The sequence below is a fragment of the Psychroflexus sp. MBR-150 genome (assembly GCF_053628795.1).
Genome location: NZ_JBRJHB010000001.1, coordinates 25,952 through 46,999, shown reverse-complemented (window position 1 = coordinate 46,999; position 21,048 = coordinate 25,952). Strand labels below are relative to the sequence as shown.

Sequence of the window (21,048 nt, the reverse complement as noted above, 5' to 3'; positions counted from 1 at the left end):
GGCGTCATCAAAACCATAAGTGTTTAAGTTAAATTGATTTCAAATTGAGTTAGAGATTCAAAGTTAGATAATCTTTGTTTCAATTCCTCATCTTTGAGCTGAAGCATTTTTTCGGTGCCAAATTTTTCAACACAAAAAGATGCTAAATTAGAGCCGTGAATAATAGCTCTTTTCATATTTTTAAAAGAGATATCTTTACTTTGAGTGATATATCCTGCAAATCCGCCAGCAAAAGTGTCGCCAGCACCAGTTGGGTCAAAGACTTCTTCAAGTGGTAATGCTGGTGCAAAAAACATTTCGTCTTTATAAAACAACAAAGCGCCGTGTTCTCCTTTTTTAATGACCACATAATCTGGTCCCATATCTCTTATTTTACGAGCTGCTTTTACTAACGAATATTCGCCCGAAAGTTGTCGGGCTTCTTCATCATTTATGGTAATTACATCTACTTTAGAAATAACTTTCATCAACAATTCAAGCTCAGAATCCATCCAAAAATTCATGGTATCCAGAATAATCAGTTTTGGGTTGTTGACTTGTTCAATCACGCTCATTTGCACAGCTGGATGCAGATTGCCTAACATCACAATTTCAGCATTGAGATACGATTCAGGCACTACGGGATTAAAATTTTCGAGCACGTTGAGCTGTGTGTCTAAAGTGTCTCGAGTATTCATATCGTTGTGATATTCACCACTCCAAAAAAAGGTTTTACCGCCTTTCACAACTTTTAAACCTTCAATATTGATATGTCTATCTTTAAAAACATCAATATAATCTTGAGGGAAATCTTCTCCAATTACTGAAACGATACCAATATCTATATTATCAAAATTAGAAGCAGATAAAGCAATATAAGTGGCGGCACCACCGAGAATTTTATCGGTTTTACCAAAAGGGGTTTCTATTTTGTCAAAAGCTACGGTTCCAACACAAAGCAATTTACTCATAAATTATTTTTTTGCAAATATAGGCTTTCAAGCTTGAAAACGCTTATAAATTTAATGATTAAACAATGTTGAACCTGACTTAAACCAATGATTCATTCCATCTGGTATGGTGTTACTTTTTTAGTAAGTTTAAAATATATCTACTCATCATAAATATTAGAATACATCCCGTTTGAGGTTTTAAAAAACTTGCCCTTGACATAGCGATAATGCCTATCAAGTGACTTGAGTTGTGCCATATCTTCTTCTGTTAAAACGACGTTTGCACTGTCTAGGTTTTCTTTTATTCTTTTAGAATTAGTAGATTTTGGAATAACAGCCGTATGGCGGTGCAAGTGAAATGCAATTAAAATTTGAGCTGGAGTTACCTCGTGTTGTTGAGCCAAAGATTTTATAACCTCATTGTCAAGTAAAGATGGTTCATCATCGGCTTTCATTTCAGAAGAACGATCGCCGCTTCCCAAGGGCGAATAAGCTGTGAGGTGAATATTGTTGGAGTGGCAGAATTTTAATAATTCGTCTTGATGTAAAAAAGGGTGGAGTTCAACTTGGTTCATCTCTGGTGGATCATCTGTTTTAGCTATTAAATCTTTAAGTTTTTTTACACTAAAATTTGCAACACCAAGGTGTTTAACAAGGCCTTGAGATTTGGCTTCGAGCATAGCTTCCCAAGTTTCTATAATGGGAGCTTCTTCTAATGAAAGAAAATCTTCATCCTTTTCTGGAGAACCTTTTAAATCAGGTCTAAATGCTACAGGCCAATGGATAAGGTATAAATCTAAATAATCCAATTGTAGGTCTGTCAAGGTTTGTTTGAGTGCTGGAATAACATCTTCTGCTTTATGAGCATTGTTCCATAATTTTGAAGTTATCCAAAGGTTTTTGCGAGCAATTATATTTTTTTGAAAGGCTTCTTGTAGTGCATGTCCAATTTCTGCTTCATTGCCATAAACGGCAGCACAGTCTATGTGTTTATAACCTGTTTTAAGGGCTGAAATTACAGCTTCTTGAACTTTGTCAGGTTCTGATTTCCAAGTGCCTAATCCTATAGCGTCAAGCTCGTCTCCGTTATTAAATCTTAGTGTTTTCATAGGTTATTTAGTTTTTCAATAAAGGTATGAGAATTTTATGAAATGTTGGTTGATTTAAAAAAGCTTTAAGAACTTTTTATTGAGGCGAACACCTTCATCTTTTTATTAATCAAAATTGGTATAAAACAAGCATTTTGATTTCTAAAAATTCATTATCGATACAAAATTCTTATCAGAAATTCAATTAAAGAGCCTCATTTTAGATTCATCGAACTTAGAACTTATTATGACAAAATCTGCAACAGATTTGCTTCAACCTATGGGTGAATTTGCCGTAGATTTGCCTTTTAAAATATGGGATTAACAGAGAAAAAAGGGTTTTATTTGAATAACATCCCTAAGGTTAGAGGTTAAGCAAAAGCTAAGTATAAACTTAGTTTGATGTAGTTTTCATTCAAACAAAATAAGAGCGTTAGAAATGGATTTGTTTTAGAAATATCAAGACATCAACACGGCTAAGCTTACAAAAATCTTTAGATTAACTTACAGGATATTAGTCACATTGGTCGCAAAAAGTTTGACAGCAATAGCCAATAAAATCACGCCAAAAATCTTTCTGATTACAGTAATACCTTGATTACCCAAAACACGTTCTAATTTTTTTGACGATTTTAACACTGCATAAACCACGATAATATTAATGATAATAGCCACAATAATATTGATAGTATCATACTCAGATTTTAAAGATAAAAGCGTGGTCATAGTTCCTGCACCCGCAATAAGAGGGAAAGCCAAAGGCACAATGGCTGCGGTTTCTGGTGCATCATCTTTATATAATTGAATCCCTAAAATCATTTCAATAGCTAAAAAGAAAATAATAAAAGCACCAGCTACAGCAAACGAGTTGACGTCTATGCCTATAAGTTTTAAAATTTCTTCTCCAACAAACAAAAAAACCACCATCAAAATAGCCGCAACAATTGAGGCTTTTTCGCTCTGAATGTGACCTACTTTTTTTCTCAAATCAATGATGATAGGAATGCTGCCCAAAATATCGATGACAGCAAATAAAATCATACCAGCTGTAATAATTTGTTTAAAATCTAAAGTCATATTTCAAAAAATTTAGCCGACAAAAGTAATTTGATTTTTTATTTTGACAATCATCTTTTAGTAAAATAAATAATTAAATATTCGTTAAGTGTTTTACTATCTTTGCAGGATGTTTCAAATACAAGATACACTCGTTTCTGAAGAGATTTTAGATGAAGATTTTACCTGCAACCTTTCAGCTTGTAAAGGCGAATGTTGTGTGGCTGGAGATGCTGGTGCACCGATTGAAAATCACGAAAAAGAAACTTTAGAAAAAATCTACCCCAAAATTAAATCAGGTTTAAGACCCGAAGGTCAAAAAGCTATTGAAGAACAAGGCACTTTTGTAGTTTCAGAGTTTGAAGGTCTCGAAACCCCATTAGTCAACGGTAAAGAATGTGCTTATGTTACTTTTAACGAAAAAGGCATAGCCTTATGCGGTATTGAAAAAGCCTATCGCGAGGGTAAAATTGATTTTAAAAAACCTATTTCTTGTGAATTATATCCCGTAAGAGTTCAAAAACTCTCAAAATTTCAAGCGGTTAATTATCACCGTTGGGACATTTGTTCGCCAGCATGTGCTTTGGGTAAAGAGCTACAAGCACCAATATATCAGTTTACTAAAGAGGCTTTAATTAAAAAATTTGGTCAAGATTGGTATGATGAACTCGAGAAAATAGCTCAGCTTTATAAGGATGAAAATTTATAGCTGATAGCCTTATGTTTTAAAAAGTTGACTTCTCAGATTTTGAAAATAAAACAGTTATCTTGCTCTCTAAAACTAAATACACAAAATATAAATCACACATTAAGAGCAGAAAACTCTATGAAACGTATTCATCAAAAAAAATGATCAACAAATTGCAGAAATTAATACAGATGTGTTGAGATATGAGTGATTTACATCAATGATTATTAAAAATTGGTGGGCTAATATTTTGGTTATTAATGCACTTAAAAAAAATGCCCAAATAAGCATCAAATAGATTTATTTACCTTTGTCTAATATTTTTTATAAAACATGAATTTCAAATGAAAATTTACACCAAAACAGGAGATAAAGGCAAAACATCACTTTTTAGCGGGAGAAGAGTTGCTAAACACGACCTACGCATAGAGAGTTATGGAAGCATAGATGAACTAAATTCCTACATTGGAGTCGTTAAAGACCATGCACCAAGTGGGGAAAACTTAGATTTGATTAATAAAGTGCAAGATAGGCTTTTCAACATCGGTTCAATTTTGGCTACTGAAACTGAAAAAATAAAAAACAGAAAAATAAAAATTCCTAAAATTCATGACACAGACATAGAAGAATTAGAAAAAGCTATGGATGTAATGAATGAGCAACTTCCTAAAATGACCCATTTTTTGCTTCCTGGTGGTCATCCTGTGGTTTCGTTTTGTCACGTAGCCCGATGTGTGTGCAGAAGAGCCGAACGCCGCATAACAGCACTTGCTCAAGAAGAAACAGTAGATACCAATGTTTTGAAATATGTCAATCGTTTATCTGATTTTTTGTTTGTATTATCTCGTTATTGGGGTAAAAAGACCAATGCTAAAGAAGTGAAATGGATACCCAAAATCGATTAGATGATCAAAAACACTAAAAATTTAAGGGTTTTTATCGCGATAGCTTCACTAATCATAGTTGGTTTAACGACATGGAGTATATTTCTATTTTACGAACGCATTAAAGCTGACGAGCGACTTAAAATGGAAATTCTTTCTGAAGCCATCAAAGCCATTGATGCAGACGATGTGTCTAATTATCGAGAATTGGTAAGAAAAATTCAAAATAGCAACTCCAATATTCCAGGAGTTATTGTGAATGACAAAGGGGAAATTGTTTTTAAAGTTAATTTACCTCAGGAGATTGAAAAAGATTCTATAAAACTCTACAATTATTTAGAAAATATAAAAGATGACAATGCTCCTTTAGAAATAAACCTTGGCGATCAAAACCAAATTTTATATTATGGAAACTCTGAATTGCTCACAAAAATTAAATATTATCCTCTAATTTTATTGGTAATCATTTTATTGTTTATCGGTTTGCTCTACTTTTTTTATACCACATCTAAAGAAAGTGAAAAAAACAAGCTCTGGGCAGGAATGGCAAAAGAAACCGCACATCAAATCGGAACACCGCTTTCATCTTTGGTAGGTTGGCTTGAAATTTTAAAATCAGAAAACCTAAATCAAGACTATATCATTGAAATCAAAAAAGATATTGATCGTTTGCAAACAATTGCCGAGCGCTTTTCAAAAGTTGGATCAAAAGTAAATTTAGAAAAAACAGATATTATTGAAGTTACACAAAGCACTTTTGATTATCTAAAAAATCGTTCTTCTAACCTGATAACTTTCTCAATTGATATGCCCAAAGAGCCTACTTATGTTATGCTCAACAAGCCTCTCTACAGCTGGACAATTGAAAATTTAGTTAAAAATGCCATCGATGCGATGAAAGGCAAAGGTGAATTAAAAATTGAAATCGTAAGAAGTGGAAATTGGGTTAGAATTTTAGTCAAAGACTCTGGAAAAGGAATATCTCTAAATCATTTTAAAACTATTTTTAAACCAGGCTTCACAACAAAAAAACGAGGTTGGGGTTTAGGACTTTCTTTAGCCAAACGGATTATAGAAGACTATCATAACGGAAAAATTAAAGTCCTTTTTAGCGAATTAGGAAAAGGAACAACTTTTGAAATTAAGTTAAAAAAGCAATCATTTAGATAATACCCAATAACTTTTAAAAAAGAGATATTTTAAACTAATATTTTTATTTTACTCATCTAACGTGAGTTCGATATAAATTCCAATAAAATATATTCATATAAAATACAGATATTTGATCATTTGTCATGTCGATAGAGCGAAGCATGAGCGACGAGACATCTCAGGTGGATGAGATTACTCATGATTCTTCGTTCGAAATGACAAAATTTGCTTACAAAAAGATGTAATTATCTGATTTACAGATTTCAATAAATCGAACCCACGTTAATCTATAGGATGTATTTTCTCTTTCTTCCTATTGTGTTTGCAAAATTTATAACAAATTTAGATTTAAAAAAAAATATCGATTAAATCATGTGATATTAATTAATGAATAAAAAAAATGTTCTATATTTATCATATATATCTTTAGTTATGAATTTTATCACAGATTACATACTTCTCATTTTTGTTGTTTTTTTGCTTTTTAAAACCTTTTTTATTGTTAAACAGCAAACCTCTGGAATAGTAGAACGACTTGGAAAATTTAATAGTGTAAGAAGTTCGGGTTTACAATTAAAAATACCTTTGGTTGATTCAGTTGTTGGGCGTATAAATCTAAAAGTTCAACAATTAGATGTTTTAGTTGAAACCAAAACCAAAGACGATGTATTTGTAAAACTAAAAGTCTCCGTACAATACAAAGTGATGAAAGACAAAGTTTATGATGCATTTTATAAACTAGAAAGCCCACGAGCACAAATCACCTCTTATGTATTTGATGTTGTAAGGGCTGAGGTGCCAAAGATGAAGTTAGATGAAGTTTTTGAACGCAAAGATGATATTGCCATTGCTGTAAAAGGCGAACTGAACGAAGCCATGCTAGATTATGGTTATGATATCATCAAAACCCTCGTTACAGATATTGACCCTGATGAACAAGTTAAACAGGCTATGAATCGTATTAACGCTTCAGAGCGAGAAAAAGTTGCTGCTGAGTTTGAAGCCGAAGCTGAACGTATCAAAATTGTTGCTAAAGCAAGAGCCGAAGCCGAAAGTAAACGCCTTCAAGGTCAAGGAATAGCTGACCAAAGAAGAGAAATAGCACGTGGTCTTGAAGAAAGTGTTGATGTGCTTAACAATGTGGGTATTAATTCTCAAGAAGCATCCGCACTTATTGTAGTAACACAACACTACGACACCTTGCAATCTATTGGAGAAGAAACAGACACCAATTTGATTTTATTGCCAAACTCACCTCAAGCTGGCAGCGAAATGCTCAACAATATGATTGCTTCTTTTACAGCATCAAGTCAACTTGGCGAGCAAATGAAAAAGAGAAATAAAGAAAAAGGTTTGGGTAAACAACCCGATAAAAAATAAAAAATAAAATGTTTCACTACAGCATTTTTTGTCATTATTCAATAGTAAATTTCTTATTGAATAATTCGGGTTAAAACTTAAAAACATCAAGTAGTTTTTGAATTTAAACTATCAAAACAATATTTCCGGTTCAACCAAGTCATTGAGCTTGTCTCTTAAATCTGCTTTTAACAAATGCAAGCCGTATTGATAAGACGCATTCATCCAACCAAAACCAGATGGTGTGATGTAGTTAAACTTTGTACCAACATTGCCATATTCAGCGTAAACTTTATGAGTGCAATTTACCACATCATATTTTTCAGGTATAGTGCCATTATAATCGGCAGCATTTTTGGTAATCAACCATAACCAGCGGTAAATCAATTCTTGGGCTTCTTCATCATAGCCGTAATTCATCAAACCTTTCCACATCATCATTTGATGCGGAGCCCAACCGTTTGGATAATCCCATTGGCGTGCTACATCGCTTGTGGCGTAACGCTCAACTGAAGCTTTTGACGAAGCTAAAATGCCACATCTTGCTTTTAGGGTTTTAAGCAAACTGCTTTTAAGATGTTCCGCTTGTTCTTTTGTAGCTAATTTTGCCCAAAGTGGATAATAGTTAGTTGCAGATTCATAAACCAAAGGTTCTTGGGTTTCAAAGTTATAGTCGTAAAACACTTTATCTTTTTCATTCCAAAGCAATTCGTTTACAAGTTGTTTTCTATCTTTAGCTTTATCTAACCAATATTTAGCCTCAAAAGTTTGATTGCCATAAGTGAATGAATTATTAAAATAAGTTTTGATAAGGTAAGCAAAATCAGTTTCATATTTATAAAGCAAACTGTTTAAAGCCACGGTATTCAAATCGGCACAAACACCATCGAGACGCCAAGTGGTGTCGTGACCGCTTTCTCTTAGACTGCGGTCGTGCAAAAAGTATTCGTCTAAACTAGGCAAGTTCAAATCGGTTTTTAAGTTTTCACGAGCAGGCAAATTTCCATTTTGATAAGCCTCAGTAAACTCTTTTAAAGACATATCATATTTTTCAGCATACATTTCAAGTTGCTCATCAAAATGACCTGGCTCCGTTTCTGGTGGAATACCGATGCCTTCCGCATAATAACGATTTAGCCCGTTTTGAGTTAACTTTTTACCTTTTTCCATCCAAACTTCAAAGTATTCTTGCATTGCTGCCCGTGTCATTTCTTTTAACCATAAACTGTCTTTTTCGTTTGTACTTTCGTAGGTTTCTCTAATAAAAGACGTCATAAAAGGCGGTTGACTTCGGGTGAGATAGTAGCTGCGATTGGCATTCAAAATTTTGCCGTAGTGTTTTATTTCATAGGCGAAATTTTCAATCATGGCTTTTGACAAATCTTGTCGCCCGTCAAGATTTAGACCAACGCTTTCAAAATAAGAATCCCAACCATACATTTCGTTAAAACGACCGCCAGGAACGACAAAAGGAACGCCTTTGTTATCTTTAATTTTTAGGCTTAAAATTCCAGGCTTGTCGTTGATAGATTTGACATATTCAGGCGAAATATTTTGGGGTAAAACCACAACTTTAAAACGCTCAAATTCGCTTTCAATATTTTTGAAATAGTCAATTCCTATCGAATCTGTAGCAGGGACATAAAGCCTGCGTATTAAGCTATCAGAAGCTTTGCTGTCAGTCAATATGCGTTCAAGCCCTGATTTATCCACACGTCTTGTTAAATTGTTCCAGTATCTGGTTTTAATCAAACGCGATAGACGCTCTGCAGGTTTTTCTTTGATGCGACTCAGCGGAATTTCTACAATGTCTTGACCTTTATTTTTAGCCGTCGCCAATTCTTGCAAAAGATTTGATAAATAATAGGTGCTTTCTATCAAAACCTTTTGACCATCAATGGTTTTGATGGTATAAGATTTATCTCCCGTATCTTCTTTGGTGATTTTTTTATCTCTGTCGGTATCTTCATCTTGCTCTAAAGACGAAAGCGTTTGTTTGACATTTACTTTTAAAATATCTAATGTTGTTTTATCTTGACAAGACATAAATAAAAAAACAAGTATTAAAATTTGAAATCTATTTTGCATAGTATTTAATTTTACCAAAAACTGATTACAACTATAGCGGTAACAACTAATAAAATAACAGCCAAAATCCTAAAATTATGATACCATTTTACGGATTTAAGTTCTTCGGTTTCAGTTTTAAAGATTGAACGTTTATACGTATATTCATCTATTTGTTGTTGTGGTGGCGGTGCTGTAGCAAGACTCACAACCGTATGGATAATTATTGAAATTATAAACAACCACGTAGCAATAGCCAAGAAATGCAAATCATTGATGAACGGCACCCAACCAAAAACTTGAGATAAAATAGCAAATAAGGCTAACAAAAATCCTGTGATCAAACTCACAATAGATCCGTTAGCATTTGCTCGTTTCCAAAACAAACCCAAGATAAAGGTCGCTACAGCTGGCGGACTGGTATAGGCAATGACCAATTGTAGGTATGTCCACAACGAATCACTAACACGCTCGATAAATGGCACCCATGCAATGGCCAAAACAACCAAAATAACAGTAGTGATTTGTCCAGCTTTTACTAATTGCTTACTGGTAAAATCAGGTTTTATATTTCTGATAAAATCCATCGTTACCAAAGTTGATGCTGAATTAAAAGTAGCCGATACCGACGACATCATAGCGGCCATCAAGCCTGCAACCACCAAGCCTAAAATACCAGTTGGGAGCAACTTAAAAAGCAAAACAGGATAAGTCAAATTAGGACAATTTGCTAAATCATTACAAATACTTCCGTCTGTCAACACATAATGTAATTCTGAAATATCAAGATTATGAAACAAAATCAAGGCTAAAACACCAGGAACAACCATAATTAAAATCACAGGAAGTTTTAAAAGTCCGGCAAACAAAGCACCCCATCGACCATGATTAAGGTCTTTTGCCCCAAGAACACGCTGAACCATAAATTGATTGTTAGCCCAAAAATAAAATCCAAGCAATGGCACGCCAGTAAGCAAACCCCACCACGGCATAAACTCATCATTCAATGGTCGAACTAAACTAAAAACCTGATCTGAAGTTTGCGGAATGTATTTACCAGCCGCTGCACGTTCAGAAAAATCAATATCACCAGATTGTAATAAACCGTCAACGGCAGTCATCATAGCATCCCAGCCTCCACCAAGTTGGTCAAATGCAAAATAAGTAATTAAACAAGAGCCTATAATCAATAAAACAGCTTGAATAACCTCGGTTTGTATCACGGAATTCAAACCACCAGGAATTGTATAAGCTGCAGCAGCAACTGCCAAAATCACGAGAATTATGGTTGAACTAATGTCAGGAAATAATAGAGATAAAACGATTTTTCCTACATAAAGACCAGCTGCGGTATCAACTAAAATGTTACCAATCACTGTTATCATCGAAAAATAATAGCGCGAACGTCTATCGTAGCGACGTTCTAAAAACTCTGGCATTGTGTAAACCTTTGAGCGTAAATAAAACGGTAGAAAAAATATTGAAAAAAATATTAAAATTATGACCGCCATCCACTCGTAGTTATACACATGAACATTAGTTTGGTATGCATCAGAAGCTAAACCAACCAAAGTTGAACTGGATATGTTTGCAGAAAACAAGGCTATACCTACAATAGGCCAAGTCATTGTGCGACCCCCTAAAAAATAGTCTTCGGAACCACTACGCTTTGATTTGCTAATCCCATAGATAATGATGCCAACCAAATAAATCACAATTACACTGATGTCGATGATAGATAAATCATTCATATTGATAGTTTTTTAAGAAATAATTTTGTTAGGTTTAACAATACGATTGTGAATATATGTAAAAAAATTTAATACAATCCTTAAAAAATTAATGTAAACGCTTACATTATTTTCATTTTGATAAATTTCAATTTCAAAGACATAAATAATATCAAATATAACTTCACAAAACAAATTTTTTATAACTTTGAAAGTTAATTTATTAATCATTTTTATAATGAGCGTAAACGTTTTCATCAGCGGAACAGGGTCATACACTCCAGATAAAATCATTCCAAATTCATTTTTTGAAAAAGTCGGTTCTAACGACGAATGGATATATAAAAATCTAGGCATCAAAGAAAGACACGTAGTCGAAAACGAAACGACCTCTGATTTAGCTGCTAAAGCAGGATTAAATGCTATTGAAAACGCTGGTCTTCAAGTCGGAGATATTGATATGATTGTGGTAGCAACAACCACACCAGATAGACAAGCACCTTCATGTGCCTGTTTTGTTCAAGACAAAATAAAAGCTTACCAAGCTGTAGCATTTGATGTTGCTGCTGTTTGTTCGGGAGCTTTATTTACAATTGCTGTGGCTCATGAGTTTATCAAAACGGGACGTTATAACAACGTTTTGGTTATTGGTGCAGATACTTTTTCAACCATTACCGATTGGGAGCGTCGAGATTCTGTGTTTTTTGGCGATGGTGCTGGTGCTTTAGTGCTTAGCCAAACAACTGATAAAGACAAAGGCTTCATCGATTTTGATATGCATTCTGATGGTCGTGGCAAAGAGCATTTCACTATTCCTGGTGGTGGTTCTGAGCAACCAGCTTCGTCAGATAGTTTAAAAAACAAGCAACATTACTTTCAAATGAATGGTAAAGAAGTCTTTGATACGGCAATCAAAGTCGTGCCTAAATCTATTAAAAATATTCTTAAACGCAATCTAATTAGCATTGATCAAATTCAGTATATGATACCTCACCAACCGAGTATAGGAATTCTTAAAAGCATTGCTAAAACCATAGGATTACCTTTTGAACGCGTAACAACCAATATGGATAAGTATGCCAATACCTCTGGAGCAACAATTCCCTTGGTTTTAGATGAAACTCATAAAGCTGGAAAATTCAAAAAAGGCGACTACCTTATTTTTGCTGCTGTTGGTGCAGGTTGGACTTGGGGAACTGCGCTTTATAAATGGTAAAAACAAAACTATGTTTAAAGGAAAAACCTACATTATCACTGGCATTGCCGATAAGCATTCTCTTGCTATGTATGTGGCTAAAGAAATTATTAAAAACAAGGGAAAAGTGATTTGTACTGGTCTTGGCGTGAGTTCTTTTCATAAAAATTTATCGGAGCGTGCTCAAGCATTTTTAAATCAGAGTTATCAGCATTTTGAAGATAGTGTAGAAGCCGAATTAGGCAAAGATGTTGAAACTCATATTTTAGATGTTACCCTTCCTGAAAGCATAAACGATTTTTGCCAAAAATTAAAAGATAAAAATCAACCCGTAGATGGCTTGCTTCACGCCATAGCTATGGACAAAACCATCAGAAACAAAAAAGTAAAACCTTTACTTGAAGTCAATTTTGATGAATTCTGTGAAACTATGCAGGTTTCAGCTTTTTCATTGGTTAGTCTAATAGCAAATTTGAAGGCATTTGATTTATTGAACCCTGGATCGTCAATTTGTTCGCTGAGCTATATTGCTGCTCAAAAAGTTACATTCCATCCTTATCGAAATATCAGTATTGCTAAAGCCGCTTTAGAGCGTATTACCATTGAGTTAGCAGACGAACTTGGTCGTCAAAATGGCACACGAGTCAATTGTGTTAGATTTTCACCTTATCTTGGTAGCAAGGCTGGAACTGCAACCCTTAACTCTTCTGATGTGGAATTTGCAGGGCAAAAAAGTCCTCTTGGCAATGCTCATCCTCAAGATTTAGCTTATGAAGTAGCTCATTTACTCAGGCCAGATATGCGAATTACAGGCGAGATTAGACATGTGGATGGTGGTTACAATATCATGGGATAGCATTTATCATTAAAAAAGCAAGTTTAGAGATATAAATCGCTAAATTGATTGAGTTTTCGGAATAAAACGAAGAATGAGGAGAAATCTCATCCTACTGCGATTTCTCGACGCTCATGCTTTGCTCTATCGACATGACAAATGATTAAATATCTATATTTTATTGGAATTTATATCGAAGTTTTGTTATTTTAACCAATCTGTTTTATCATCAATACTTGATTGTCTTTCAAGCAAAGGCAATTTATCTTCAAATTTTCCGAGATACAAAAAGCCCAAGCAATTTTCCCCTTCATTTAATGAAACGAGTTTGCCGAGATGATTTTTAAATGCTGGCGTACTCCAATACATTCCAATATTTAAACTTGAAGTAGCCAACCACATATTTTGCACTGCCATGGCTGTTGCAGCGATTTCTTCCCATTCTGGGATGCTTTCTTTTGGGTCTCTTTGCATACAAACTGCTATAACGTGACTAGATTGATCAAATTTTTCTACAATTTTTTTAGCCTTAAAACGTTTTGGTTTTTCTGATGTTTTGAGATAAATATCCTTAAAATATTTAGCCGCTTTAGCTTTAAAATCATCACTAAAAACTTTGAATCGCCAAGGTTCAGTTTTGCGATGCGTAGGTGCCCAATTGGCTAATTCTAAAAGCTTTTGAATATCTTCATCAGGAATAACTTCATCGGTAAATTGATGTGGATAAACTGAGCGTCTGTGTTTTATACAATCAAATATGTCCATAGTATTTTAAAAAAGCTGTAAGTTTTGTTTCTATTCTATACTTTTCTTTATCAGTTAAATTTGAACCTGAAGGCAAACATAAGCCACGGTCAAACAATTTTTCAGCAACGTTTGTGCCGTAATAAGGACAATCTTTAAATACAGGCTGTAAGTGCATGGGTTTCCAAAGAGGTCGGCTTTCTATATTGTCTTCTAAAAGAAATAATCTCAAATCTTCTCTTGTAAAATTTGCTTTTTCGTTAATCGTAATAGCAGATAACCAATAATTTGAAAACACTTTATTATCTTCTTTTTCAAAGACTTCAATGCTATTTATATTTTCAAAAATGTTTTTATAGAATTGGTGCATTTCACGTCTTAAGGCTATGTGCTCATCTAAAACCTGCATTTGTCCTCGACCGATTCCTGCAACAATATTACTCATTCTATAATTATAGCCAATTTCGGTATGTTGATAGTGTTCAGCATTGTCTCGGGCTTGTGTGGCATAGAAAACGGTTTTCTCTTTTGAAGATTGATTTTTACAAACCAAAGCACCTCCACCGCTGGTCGTTATAATTTTATTTCCATTAAATGACAAAGCGGCAAAGTCACCAAATGTGCCACAGTTTTGATTGTTGTAGGTTGATCCTAAGGCTTCTGCAGCATCTTCAATTATAGGAATATCATATTGTTTTGCAACTGCATTGACCTGTTCAACTTGATATGGCATTCCATACAAGTGAACCGCAATAATGGCTTTAGGTTTTTTACGTTTTTGAATTCTGTCTTTAATGGCTTCTTCAAGTGCTTTAGGGCAGATATTCCAAGAGTTTGGTTCACTATCTACTAAAATAGGCCTTGCACCTTGATACACAATCGGATTTATAGAACCGCAAAAGGTAAAACTTTGGCAAATAACTTCATCGCCATGGGAAACCCCGAGTTGCACTAAAGCTAAATGTATGGCTGCTGTTCCGCTACTTAAAGCTGCAACTTGTTTATCCGTTTTTAAGTAGGTTTTAAGATCGTTTTCAAAACCATTGACATTTGGACCAAGCGGAGCAATCCAGTTAGCTTCAAAAGCTTCATTGATGAAGTCTTGTTCATGACCTCCCATGTGTGGAGAAGATAACCATATTTTTGAAGGTTGAGACATAAGAATTGGATGTTTGATTTAAAATGTAAAAATAGGGATTAGCTTGTAGTTTTTAGTCTCGCATTTTTAAATATTTTGAGATTAAGCTGTAAGGATAAAACTCAATGCAACTTGACTTCTTAATGGGGTTTAAAAAATTCGGATAATGATTAATCTTATCATTTAAAAACCCATTTAAGCATTAAAATTTCTATTTTTGAATTTATTCAGAAAAATATTTGATGAAACCACTTATCATTGGAACTCGAGATAGCGAATTGGCTTTATGGCAAGCTAAAACAGTTCAGAAGCAATTGGAAGATAACGGCGTGAACAGTATTTTGCATCCCGTCAAATCAAGTGGTGATTTAAATTTGGATGTGCCACTTTATGAAATGGGCATCACGGGCATTTTTACCAAAAGCTTAGATGTAGCACTTATCAAAGGCGACATCGATTTGGCCGTGCATTCTATGAAAGATGTGCCTACTCAATTACCCAAAACCCTCATTGAAGCAGCAGTTTTGAAGCGTGCCAATCCTTATGATATTTTGATTCACAAAGGATTGGATTTTTTAAAACAAACAGGGCACATTGCTACAGGAAGTTTAAGGCGAAAAGCCCAATGGCTTAACCGCTATCCCAATCATAAAGTGAGTAACCTCAGGGGGAACGTTAATACCAGACTTCAAAAGTTGGAAGACAACAACTGGGATGCAGCCATTTTTGCTGCTGCAGGTTTAGAGCGTATTCAATTTACATCAGAAAATAGTGAAATATTAGATTGGATGATTCCTGCACCAGCTCAAGGAGCAATGCTCGTGGTTTGTAGAGAAAATCAGCCTAAAATATCAAATGCAATTAAACCACTTAATGACGAAAAAACAAATATTTGCGTAAATATAGAACGCTCATTTTTAAGGACTTTAGAAGGTGGATGCACAGCACCTATTGGGGCTTTAGCTCAAATCAAAGCTGATGATATTCATTTTGAAGGTGTTCTTTTGAGTCTTGATGGTAAGCAGCGTTTTTATATTGAAAAGAAATGCAAAATTTCTGATCACAAAGGCTTTGGGGAAATCTGTGCCAAAGACATATTAAACCAAGGTGGCAATCAATTGATGGATGAATTAAGAGAAATTCTATAGCCGTTATGCCACTTGTGTTATCTACTAAAATTTTAAATCCCATTCAAAAGCGACATTTGTTTGCTGCTGATATTAGCTTGGTCGAATACAATGCGGTTCAAATTAAAGCTTTATATCCTGATTTGCCAACACATTTTAAAAATGGCGTTTTTACCAGTCAAAATGCAGTGCGATTGGCTATGGCTCAAAACATAAAAATTAACAATGTGTTTTGCGTTGGCGATAAAACCGCAGAATATCTTAAAAGCTTTAACCTCAATGTTCAACTTAAAGCCGATTATGCTAAAGACTTAGCAGAACAAATCATCAGGTATTACCCTGATGAACATTTTGATTTTTTTTGTTCTAAACAAAGACGAAACGATTTGCCTGATATACTTTCTAAACATAATGTATCTTTAAAAGAATATCATCTTTATGACTCTGTATGTCATTTAAAAACATTTCTTAACACATTTGATGCGGTGTTGTGTTTTAGTCCACTTGGGGTAAAAAGTTATTATGAAATTCACAACCAAAAACCTATAGCAATTTGTATAGGCAAAACCACAGCAAAGGTTGCTGAATATTATACAAAAGAAGTTTATCAAGCTTCAAAAACCAGTGTTGATAGTGTGATTTTAAAAGCTATTAAGACCCTAACCTGAATAAACTAACCTCAGTTGAATGGGTAGAGATATTGCAACAAAAAAGCTGCCTGTTTAGGACAGCTTTATTTAATAATATTTTTAAAAGGTCTGAAGGTTAATAAACCTTTGCCCTATTGTCTTTAATGTCTTTAGCTTTTTTTAAAGCTTCAATAACATCATTTTTAGGGTTTTGTAGTTTTTGGATGCGTTTTTGAGTTTCTTTAAGTGCTTCATTTTTATAAGAAGCTAAGGCAGGAGCTTCAGTTTTTTGAATTAATTTAATCACATAAACTCCTTTTTGGCCTTCAACAGGTTGGCTAATTTCACCTTTTTCTAAAGCAAAGGCTACTCCTACGACTTTAGGTTCATCACCAGCACCAGGAATTAGCGGGTTTTGCATATTTACAGCATTAGCTGTTTGAACGCTAACATTAAATTGACTGGCAATTTCATTTAAATCTTGTGAGTTTATTTGAGAGATAATTGCTTTGGCTTTTTTCTGTTTTTCTAAAATGGGAGTTACTTTTGCTGAAGCTTGTTGAGCAGACTGTAAGCCTTCTTTTTTAATTTTGTTAAGTTGAACTACAGCGTAACCTTTGTCTATATCAAATTGCTTAATATCGCCAGCTGAACTCTCTTCATTGAATGCCCAATTTACAATTTGTCGTTGTGCACCAAGACCAGGAATTTGCTCGTCTAAGGCTTTCACGCCAAGAACAGGCTTAACTTCATAATTGTTTTCTTTTGCAACTTCAGTAAACTCGCCATTCTTTGCGTTTAATAAAAAGTTACCAGCATTTCTGTAAACTTCATTTAAGGTTTCTTCAGAAGGTTTGATCTTAACCACTAAATCAGCAAACTTATACATTGTGCTTTTTTCTGAATGTTCTTTGACGTGGATGACGTGGTAACCAAATCTTGTTTCAACAACTGTTTTAAAGCCAGGCTCATTGTTGAAAACAGCCTCGTTAAAAGCAGGGACAAATCTGCCATATCCATTCCATCCTAAATCACCACCTTTTTCAGCACTACCAGTGTCAGCAGAAAATTCTTTAGCAAGCTCATCCATTTTAGATGGATTAGCTTTTATAACTGCAAGCAGGCTATCGGCTAAGTTTTTAGCTTCTTCTGGTGTACGTTGTATGTTTGGGTCTTGAGTTGAAATTAAAATATGACTTGCTTTGGCTGAGTCTGGCATTTTTTGGGTTTCGACTAATTTAGTAGCCTTCCAAGCCTCAGATGTTTTGTATGGTCCATAAACTTCACCTATATCTAATGATAGAAGTTCATGCTTTATATCAGATGGTAATTGGTTTTCAAATTTAAAAGTTGCGTTGTAAGGTTCGTCTGAATTTATATTGATAAATGCACTTTCATCTTCAGTTGTTTTAAAATCTTCGATAAGATTTTCTAAATTGGCTTTAGCCTGCTCAATATCTTTTTTTGAAGGTTTGTCTTCAAATAAAACATATTGAATATCTCTTTGAGCTTCTTGTTGAAATTGCTTTGGATTTTTTTTGATATAATTTTCTATTTCCGAAGTTGAAACTTCAACATCTTCTGCTTTATCAAATGGAATACGAACCACTTGAAAACTTACATTGTCTGACTGTAACTTATAATTTTCTTTGGCTTCGAGCAAAGTAGCACCAACGCCAGCTTTAATAAGGTTAAAGTAGATTTCTTGTTTTACTTGGTTGGCAACGCTATTTTCATAGTTTTGCCACTGTTGAAATTGTTGAGGTTGTGTTTCTTTTAAGTTTGCGAGATATTCGGTCATTACTGCTTCGTCAAAAAAGCCTTCGCTATTAGAAAAATTTGGATTTCCTGCTAAGGTTTCAGAAAGTTTAGCAATAATTTGGTCACGACCAACTTCAATTCCAAGTTCTTCAAACTCTTCTTCCAGGGCAAGTTCTTGGACTTTAGCATCCCAAACTTGTTTAACGGCTTGCATGGTTGTTGCACGACCTTGAGTTTGTTGGATGTAGTTTTCAACGTTTTGAGCAAATTGAACTCTATCGATTTTTTTATCGCCAACTGTTCCTATTTCTTGAACAGATTTTTCAGAAGAAAAACCACTAGTGTTGATTAAATCTGACAATACAAAGGCAAAAAGTGCCAGTGCAATTATAAGGATAAGGATTGCTGTTTTTTTACGTATTGAATTTAATATTGCCATTTATGCTTTTTTTATAAAAATATAGTTTGCGAAAATAAGGTTTTTGTTGAAAATAAGTCATATATCGGCTTATTATTTATCTGACAGTCTCTTTTATTTTATTTGTCTTCTTGTTCATTCACAGAAAGTTGTATGAGTTCTATTTTTTTGGTAGAGGCTTCAAGAATTTTGATTTTAAAATTATCAATGACAAAACTGGTGTTGGCTTCTGGAATTTCTTCAGCGTGATTCATAATGTATCCACCCAGAGTTTCGTATGATTCACTTTTGGGAATATTGATTTTATATTTTTCATTGAGGTAATCGACTTCGTGTCGTGCTGAAAATTTGTAAGTATTTTCTTTAACCACTTCTTCAATAAGTACTACTGGGTCGTGTTCGTCTTCTATTTCGCCAAAGAGTTCTTCTACGATGTCTTCTACGGTCATCATCCCACTTGTGCCACCGTATTCGTCTATAACAACGGCAATGCTTTTTTGTTTTTTAATTAAGTTGTTCAGGATTTCTTTGACATGAACAGTTTCTGGGACAAAGATTACTGATCTTAATATTTCAGAGATATGTTGAGGATGTTTAAACATTTCAAAGGAATGTACATAACCTATTATATCATCGTTGGTTTCTTTGTAAACCAAAATTTTTGAAAGTCCTGTTTTTGTAAATAAATCGATGAGTTTATTGGGGTTTTCATCAATTTCAACCGCTACAATTTCGTTTCTTGGTATCATCACTTCTCGTGCTTTGACATTTGAAAACTCCAGGGCGTTTTGAAAGATTTGAATTTCTGAATCCACCTCTTCATCAACTTCTTTAGACTCCATTTGCTCGCTGATATAGTGACCAAGCTCAACTTTTGTGAAATTGAGTTGAACGGTATCGCCTTTGACTTTAAATATTTTTTTAAGGATAATATCCGTCAATCCAATTATAAAATCTGTAAATAGCCAAAATATGTAGTAAAAGATAATTGCTGGCAGGGCTAGAATTCTAATAATTTGATTGGCATAAATTTGAAAAAAAACCTTAGGTAAAAATTCTGCAGTAACCAAAATAAGTGCAGTAGAAATTAAAGTTTGAGTAAATAATTTAGCCTCGTGCGTAAAATAATACAAAACCGAATTATTTGTATGGAAATCAGCAAGCCAATCGGTTAAAACATCACCCATAAACAAGCCATAAATCACTAAGGCGATATTGTTGCCAAGTAGCATTGTGGCAATAAACTTTGAAGGTTTTTCGGTAAGTTGTTTTAGAGCTTTAGCAATAAAGTTGTTTTGTTTTTTTTCAATTTCAATATGCAATTTGTTAGAAGAAACGTAGGCAATTTCCATACCTGAAAAAAAAGCAGATAGCAAAAGGGAAATGATAATGATGAGCCATTCAATTTGCATTATGACTTGTCTTTATATTTATTTCTAAAATGTCTTTTAAAAAAGAACATAAAAATGGCAACTAGGGCTAAAAAAATAAGGAGTAAAGCTTGTTGATAGGAATCTTGCCAAACCACAAAAGCTCGAACTACAAATAAAATGGCAAATACGAGATAAGCGTATTGAAAGAATTTAAAAAATTTCACGGCTATAAAATTAGATTTTACAAAGGTAAGAAAATATTAAGCCATTAAACGCAAAGTGTATTAGCTATCGATGTAACTTTAGCCTAAAGTGAGTTGTCTTCAATGACTTGTATTCCGGTATTGGTTCTAGAGTTAAACACCGTAAATTCTTGGTCAGAGTCAAAGCCTGTGCCATTATTTTCGGTACCGTTAGCTAAGCGTATTTTGTAGTTTCTGTCTGTAAAGACCCATTGTTTAGCTGTATCCCAATAGAGTTGAGAAGTGGTTAAAACAAGGCTATCAGATGTGATAATTTTCACGTTTTTTCTCATATCAATAAGATTAGAATTGGCGTGAACGATTGCAGAATCGGCTATGACAGTGTTTTTTGTGGAATCGCTATTAAAGAAATCTACTTCAACCCCAATAGGAAATATTCTGTAAGGGTATTTTTCATGAGAATAATCTAGCATTTTTGGACTTTTTAAGTTAGCCTTTACAACACCACTATCGGTGAAAAAGAGATTGATGTTTTTGGCAACACCTTGTGGTGTATTGACTTCTAAATTAAATTTATTGACTTCGTTGAGGTTGCTATCACAAGCAAAAAGCATTGCAGCAAAAATTATCACTACAATGCTTTTTAAAGTTATTATTTTAAGTTTCATT

At 34.1% G+C, this 21,048-nt stretch carries 18 protein-coding genes; 8 read left to right on the top strand and 10 right to left on the bottom strand.

Going from position 1 to position 21,048, the window contains the following annotated elements; translation table 11 throughout:
• Positions 1 to 23: 23 nt before the first annotated feature.
• From ACSSV5_RS00195 to ACSSV5_RS00185, 3 genes are all read right to left on the bottom strand, one after another.
• Positions 24 to 950, bottom strand: coding sequence for a PfkB family carbohydrate kinase (locus ACSSV5_RS00195; RefSeq protein ID WP_454244301.1), 927 nt, complete (start codon positions 948 to 950; stop codon positions 24 to 26).
• A gap of 140 nt (positions 951 to 1,090) precedes the next feature.
• Positions 1,091 to 2,041 carry an aldo/keto reductase gene (locus tag ACSSV5_RS00190; protein WP_454244300.1) on the bottom strand — a complete coding sequence of 317 codons (951 nt, stop codon included), beginning with the start codon at positions 2,039 to 2,041 and terminating at the stop codon, positions 1,091 to 1,093.
• A 483-nt stretch (positions 2,042 to 2,524) separates the two neighbouring features.
• Entirely contained in the window at positions 2,525 to 3,097 is a 573-nt protein-coding gene (locus ACSSV5_RS00185; protein ID WP_454244299.1) for a MarC family protein, read from the bottom strand.
• Between the two features lie 109 nt (positions 3,098 to 3,206).
• On the opposite strand from ACSSV5_RS00185, the gene ACSSV5_RS00180 reads away from it, so the two are divergent.
• From ACSSV5_RS00180 to ACSSV5_RS00165, 4 genes are all read left to right on the top strand, one after another.
• Entirely contained in the window at positions 3,207 to 3,785 is a 579-nt protein-coding gene (locus ACSSV5_RS00180; protein ID WP_454244298.1) for a DUF3109 family protein, read from the top strand.
• A 323-nt stretch (positions 3,786 to 4,108) separates the two neighbouring features.
• On the top strand, positions 4,109 to 4,669 hold the full coding sequence (locus ACSSV5_RS00175) for a cob(I)yrinic acid a,c-diamide adenosyltransferase (RefSeq protein ID WP_211064986.1): 561 nt from the start codon (positions 4,109 to 4,111) through the stop codon (positions 4,667 to 4,669).
• Positions 4,670 to 5,818 (top strand): sensor histidine kinase, encoded by a 1,149-nt coding sequence (locus ACSSV5_RS00170; protein WP_454244297.1) that lies wholly within the window; start codon positions 4,670 to 4,672, stop codon positions 5,816 to 5,818.
• A 414-nt stretch (positions 5,819 to 6,232) separates the two neighbouring features.
• Positions 6,233 to 7,180, top strand: coding sequence for an SPFH domain-containing protein (locus ACSSV5_RS00165; protein ID WP_454244296.1), 948 nt, complete (start codon positions 6,233 to 6,235; stop codon positions 7,178 to 7,180).
• Between the two features lie 111 nt (positions 7,181 to 7,291).
• On the opposite strand, the gene ACSSV5_RS00160 is transcribed toward ACSSV5_RS00165, so the two are convergent.
• Positions 7,292 to 9,247: a trehalase family glycosidase gene (locus tag ACSSV5_RS00160; protein WP_454244295.1), complete on the bottom strand. Its 1,956-nt coding sequence runs from the start codon at positions 9,245 to 9,247 to the stop codon at positions 7,292 to 7,294.
• Positions 9,248 to 9,258: 11 nt separating this feature from the next.
• Positions 9,259 to 10,977 carry a sodium:solute symporter gene (locus tag ACSSV5_RS00155; protein WP_454244294.1) on the bottom strand — a complete coding sequence of 573 codons (1,719 nt, stop codon included), beginning with the start codon at positions 10,975 to 10,977 and terminating at the stop codon, positions 9,259 to 9,261.
• 217 nt (positions 10,978 to 11,194) lie between these two features.
• Here ACSSV5_RS00155 and ACSSV5_RS00150 point away from each other — a divergent pair, with 217 nt between their 5' ends.
• Together ACSSV5_RS00150 and ACSSV5_RS00145 are read left to right on the top strand one after the other, a co-directional pair.
• A complete protein-coding gene (locus ACSSV5_RS00150) occupies positions 11,195 to 12,172 on the top strand; it encodes a 3-oxoacyl-ACP synthase III family protein (protein WP_454244293.1) in 978 nt (325 codons plus the stop codon).
• A gap of 10 nt (positions 12,173 to 12,182) precedes the next feature.
• On the top strand, positions 12,183 to 13,007 hold the full coding sequence (locus ACSSV5_RS00145; protein WP_454244292.1) for an SDR family oxidoreductase: 825 nt from the start codon (positions 12,183 to 12,185) through the stop codon (positions 13,005 to 13,007).
• Between the two features lie 183 nt (positions 13,008 to 13,190).
• Here the strand turns inward: ACSSV5_RS00145 and ACSSV5_RS00140 are convergent, their stop codons facing one another.
• A complete protein-coding gene (locus ACSSV5_RS00140) occupies positions 13,191 to 13,751 on the bottom strand; it encodes a nitroreductase family protein (RefSeq protein WP_211064979.1) in 561 nt (186 codons plus the stop codon).
• Complete coding sequence (locus tag ACSSV5_RS00135; protein ID WP_454244291.1) at positions 13,738 to 14,889, bottom strand: DegT/DnrJ/EryC1/StrS family aminotransferase; 1,152 nt, start codon at positions 14,887 to 14,889, stop codon at positions 13,738 to 13,740. Before ACSSV5_RS00135 ends, ACSSV5_RS00140 begins: the two co-directional genes overlap by 14 nt.
• 218 nt (positions 14,890 to 15,107) lie before the next feature.
• Here ACSSV5_RS00135 and hemC point away from each other — a divergent pair, with 218 nt between their 5' ends.
• Entirely contained in the window at positions 15,108 to 16,016 is a 909-nt protein-coding gene (hemC, locus tag ACSSV5_RS00130) for a hydroxymethylbilane synthase (RefSeq protein ID WP_454244290.1), read from the top strand.
• Positions 16,017 to 16,021: 5 nt separating this feature from the next.
• Positions 16,022 to 16,663, top strand: a complete 642-nt coding sequence (locus ACSSV5_RS00125) for a uroporphyrinogen-III synthase (protein ID WP_454244289.1) — start codon at positions 16,022 to 16,024, stop codon at positions 16,661 to 16,663.
• A gap of 97 nt (positions 16,664 to 16,760) precedes the next feature.
• Here ACSSV5_RS00125 and ACSSV5_RS00120 read toward each other — a convergent pair whose 3' ends face one another.
• From ACSSV5_RS00120 to lptC, 3 genes are all read right to left on the bottom strand, one after another.
• The gene (locus ACSSV5_RS00120) at positions 16,761 to 18,824 is read right to left on the bottom strand and encodes a peptidylprolyl isomerase (protein ID WP_454244288.1); all 2,064 of its coding nucleotides are present in this window, start codon (positions 18,822 to 18,824) and stop codon (positions 16,761 to 16,763) included.
• Positions 18,825 to 18,922: 98 nt separating this feature from the next.
• Positions 18,923 to 20,215, bottom strand: coding sequence for a hemolysin family protein (locus ACSSV5_RS00115; RefSeq protein WP_211064974.1), 1,293 nt, complete (start codon positions 20,213 to 20,215; stop codon positions 18,923 to 18,925).
• Between the two features lie 268 nt (positions 20,216 to 20,483).
• Positions 20,484 to 21,047, bottom strand: coding sequence for an LPS export ABC transporter periplasmic protein LptC (gene lptC / locus ACSSV5_RS00110; RefSeq protein ID WP_454244287.1), 564 nt, complete (start codon positions 21,045 to 21,047; stop codon positions 20,484 to 20,486).
• Position 21,048 lies beyond the last annotated feature (1 nt).

Coding starts and splice junctions, on each gene's coding strand:
- ACSSV5_RS00195 (WP_454244301.1), bottom strand. CDS start 950: ATGAGTAAATTGCTTTGTGTTGGAACCGTAGCTTTTGACAAAATAGAA.
- ACSSV5_RS00190 (WP_454244300.1), bottom strand. CDS start 2,041: ATGAAAACACTAAGATTTAATAACGGAGACGAGCTTGACGCTATAGGA.
- ACSSV5_RS00185 (WP_454244299.1), bottom strand. CDS start 3,097: ATGACTTTAGATTTTAAACAAATTATTACAGCTGGTATGATTTTATTT.
- ACSSV5_RS00180 (WP_454244298.1), top strand. CDS start 3,207: ATGTTTCAAATACAAGATACACTCGTTTCTGAAGAGATTTTAGATGAA.
- ACSSV5_RS00175 (WP_211064986.1), top strand. CDS start 4,109: ATGAAAATTTACACCAAAACAGGAGATAAAGGCAAAACATCACTTTTT.
- ACSSV5_RS00170 (WP_454244297.1), top strand. CDS start 4,670: ATGATCAAAAACACTAAAAATTTAAGGGTTTTTATCGCGATAGCTTCA.
- ACSSV5_RS00165 (WP_454244296.1), top strand. CDS start 6,233: ATGAATTTTATCACAGATTACATACTTCTCATTTTTGTTGTTTTTTTG.
- ACSSV5_RS00160 (WP_454244295.1), bottom strand. CDS start 9,247: ATGCAAAATAGATTTCAAATTTTAATACTTGTTTTTTTATTTATGTCT.
- ACSSV5_RS00155 (WP_454244294.1), bottom strand. CDS start 10,977: ATGAATGATTTATCTATCATCGACATCAGTGTAATTGTGATTTATTTG.
- ACSSV5_RS00150 (WP_454244293.1), top strand. CDS start 11,195: ATGAGCGTAAACGTTTTCATCAGCGGAACAGGGTCATACACTCCAGAT.
- ACSSV5_RS00145 (WP_454244292.1), top strand. CDS start 12,183: ATGTTTAAAGGAAAAACCTACATTATCACTGGCATTGCCGATAAGCAT.
- ACSSV5_RS00140 (WP_211064979.1), bottom strand. CDS start 13,751: ATGGACATATTTGATTGTATAAAACACAGACGCTCAGTTTATCCACAT.
- ACSSV5_RS00135 (WP_454244291.1), bottom strand. CDS start 14,889: ATGTCTCAACCTTCAAAAATATGGTTATCTTCTCCACACATGGGAGGT.
- ACSSV5_RS00125 (WP_454244289.1), top strand. CDS start 16,022: ATGCCACTTGTGTTATCTACTAAAATTTTAAATCCCATTCAAAAGCGA.
- ACSSV5_RS00120 (WP_454244288.1), bottom strand. CDS start 18,824: ATGGCAATATTAAATTCAATACGTAAAAAAACAGCAATCCTTATCCTT.
- ACSSV5_RS00115 (WP_211064974.1), bottom strand. CDS start 20,215: ATGCAAATTGAATGGCTCATCATTATCATTTCCCTTTTGCTATCTGCT.
- lptC (WP_454244287.1), bottom strand. CDS start 21,047: ATGAAACTTAAAATAATAACTTTAAAAAGCATTGTAGTGATAATTTTT.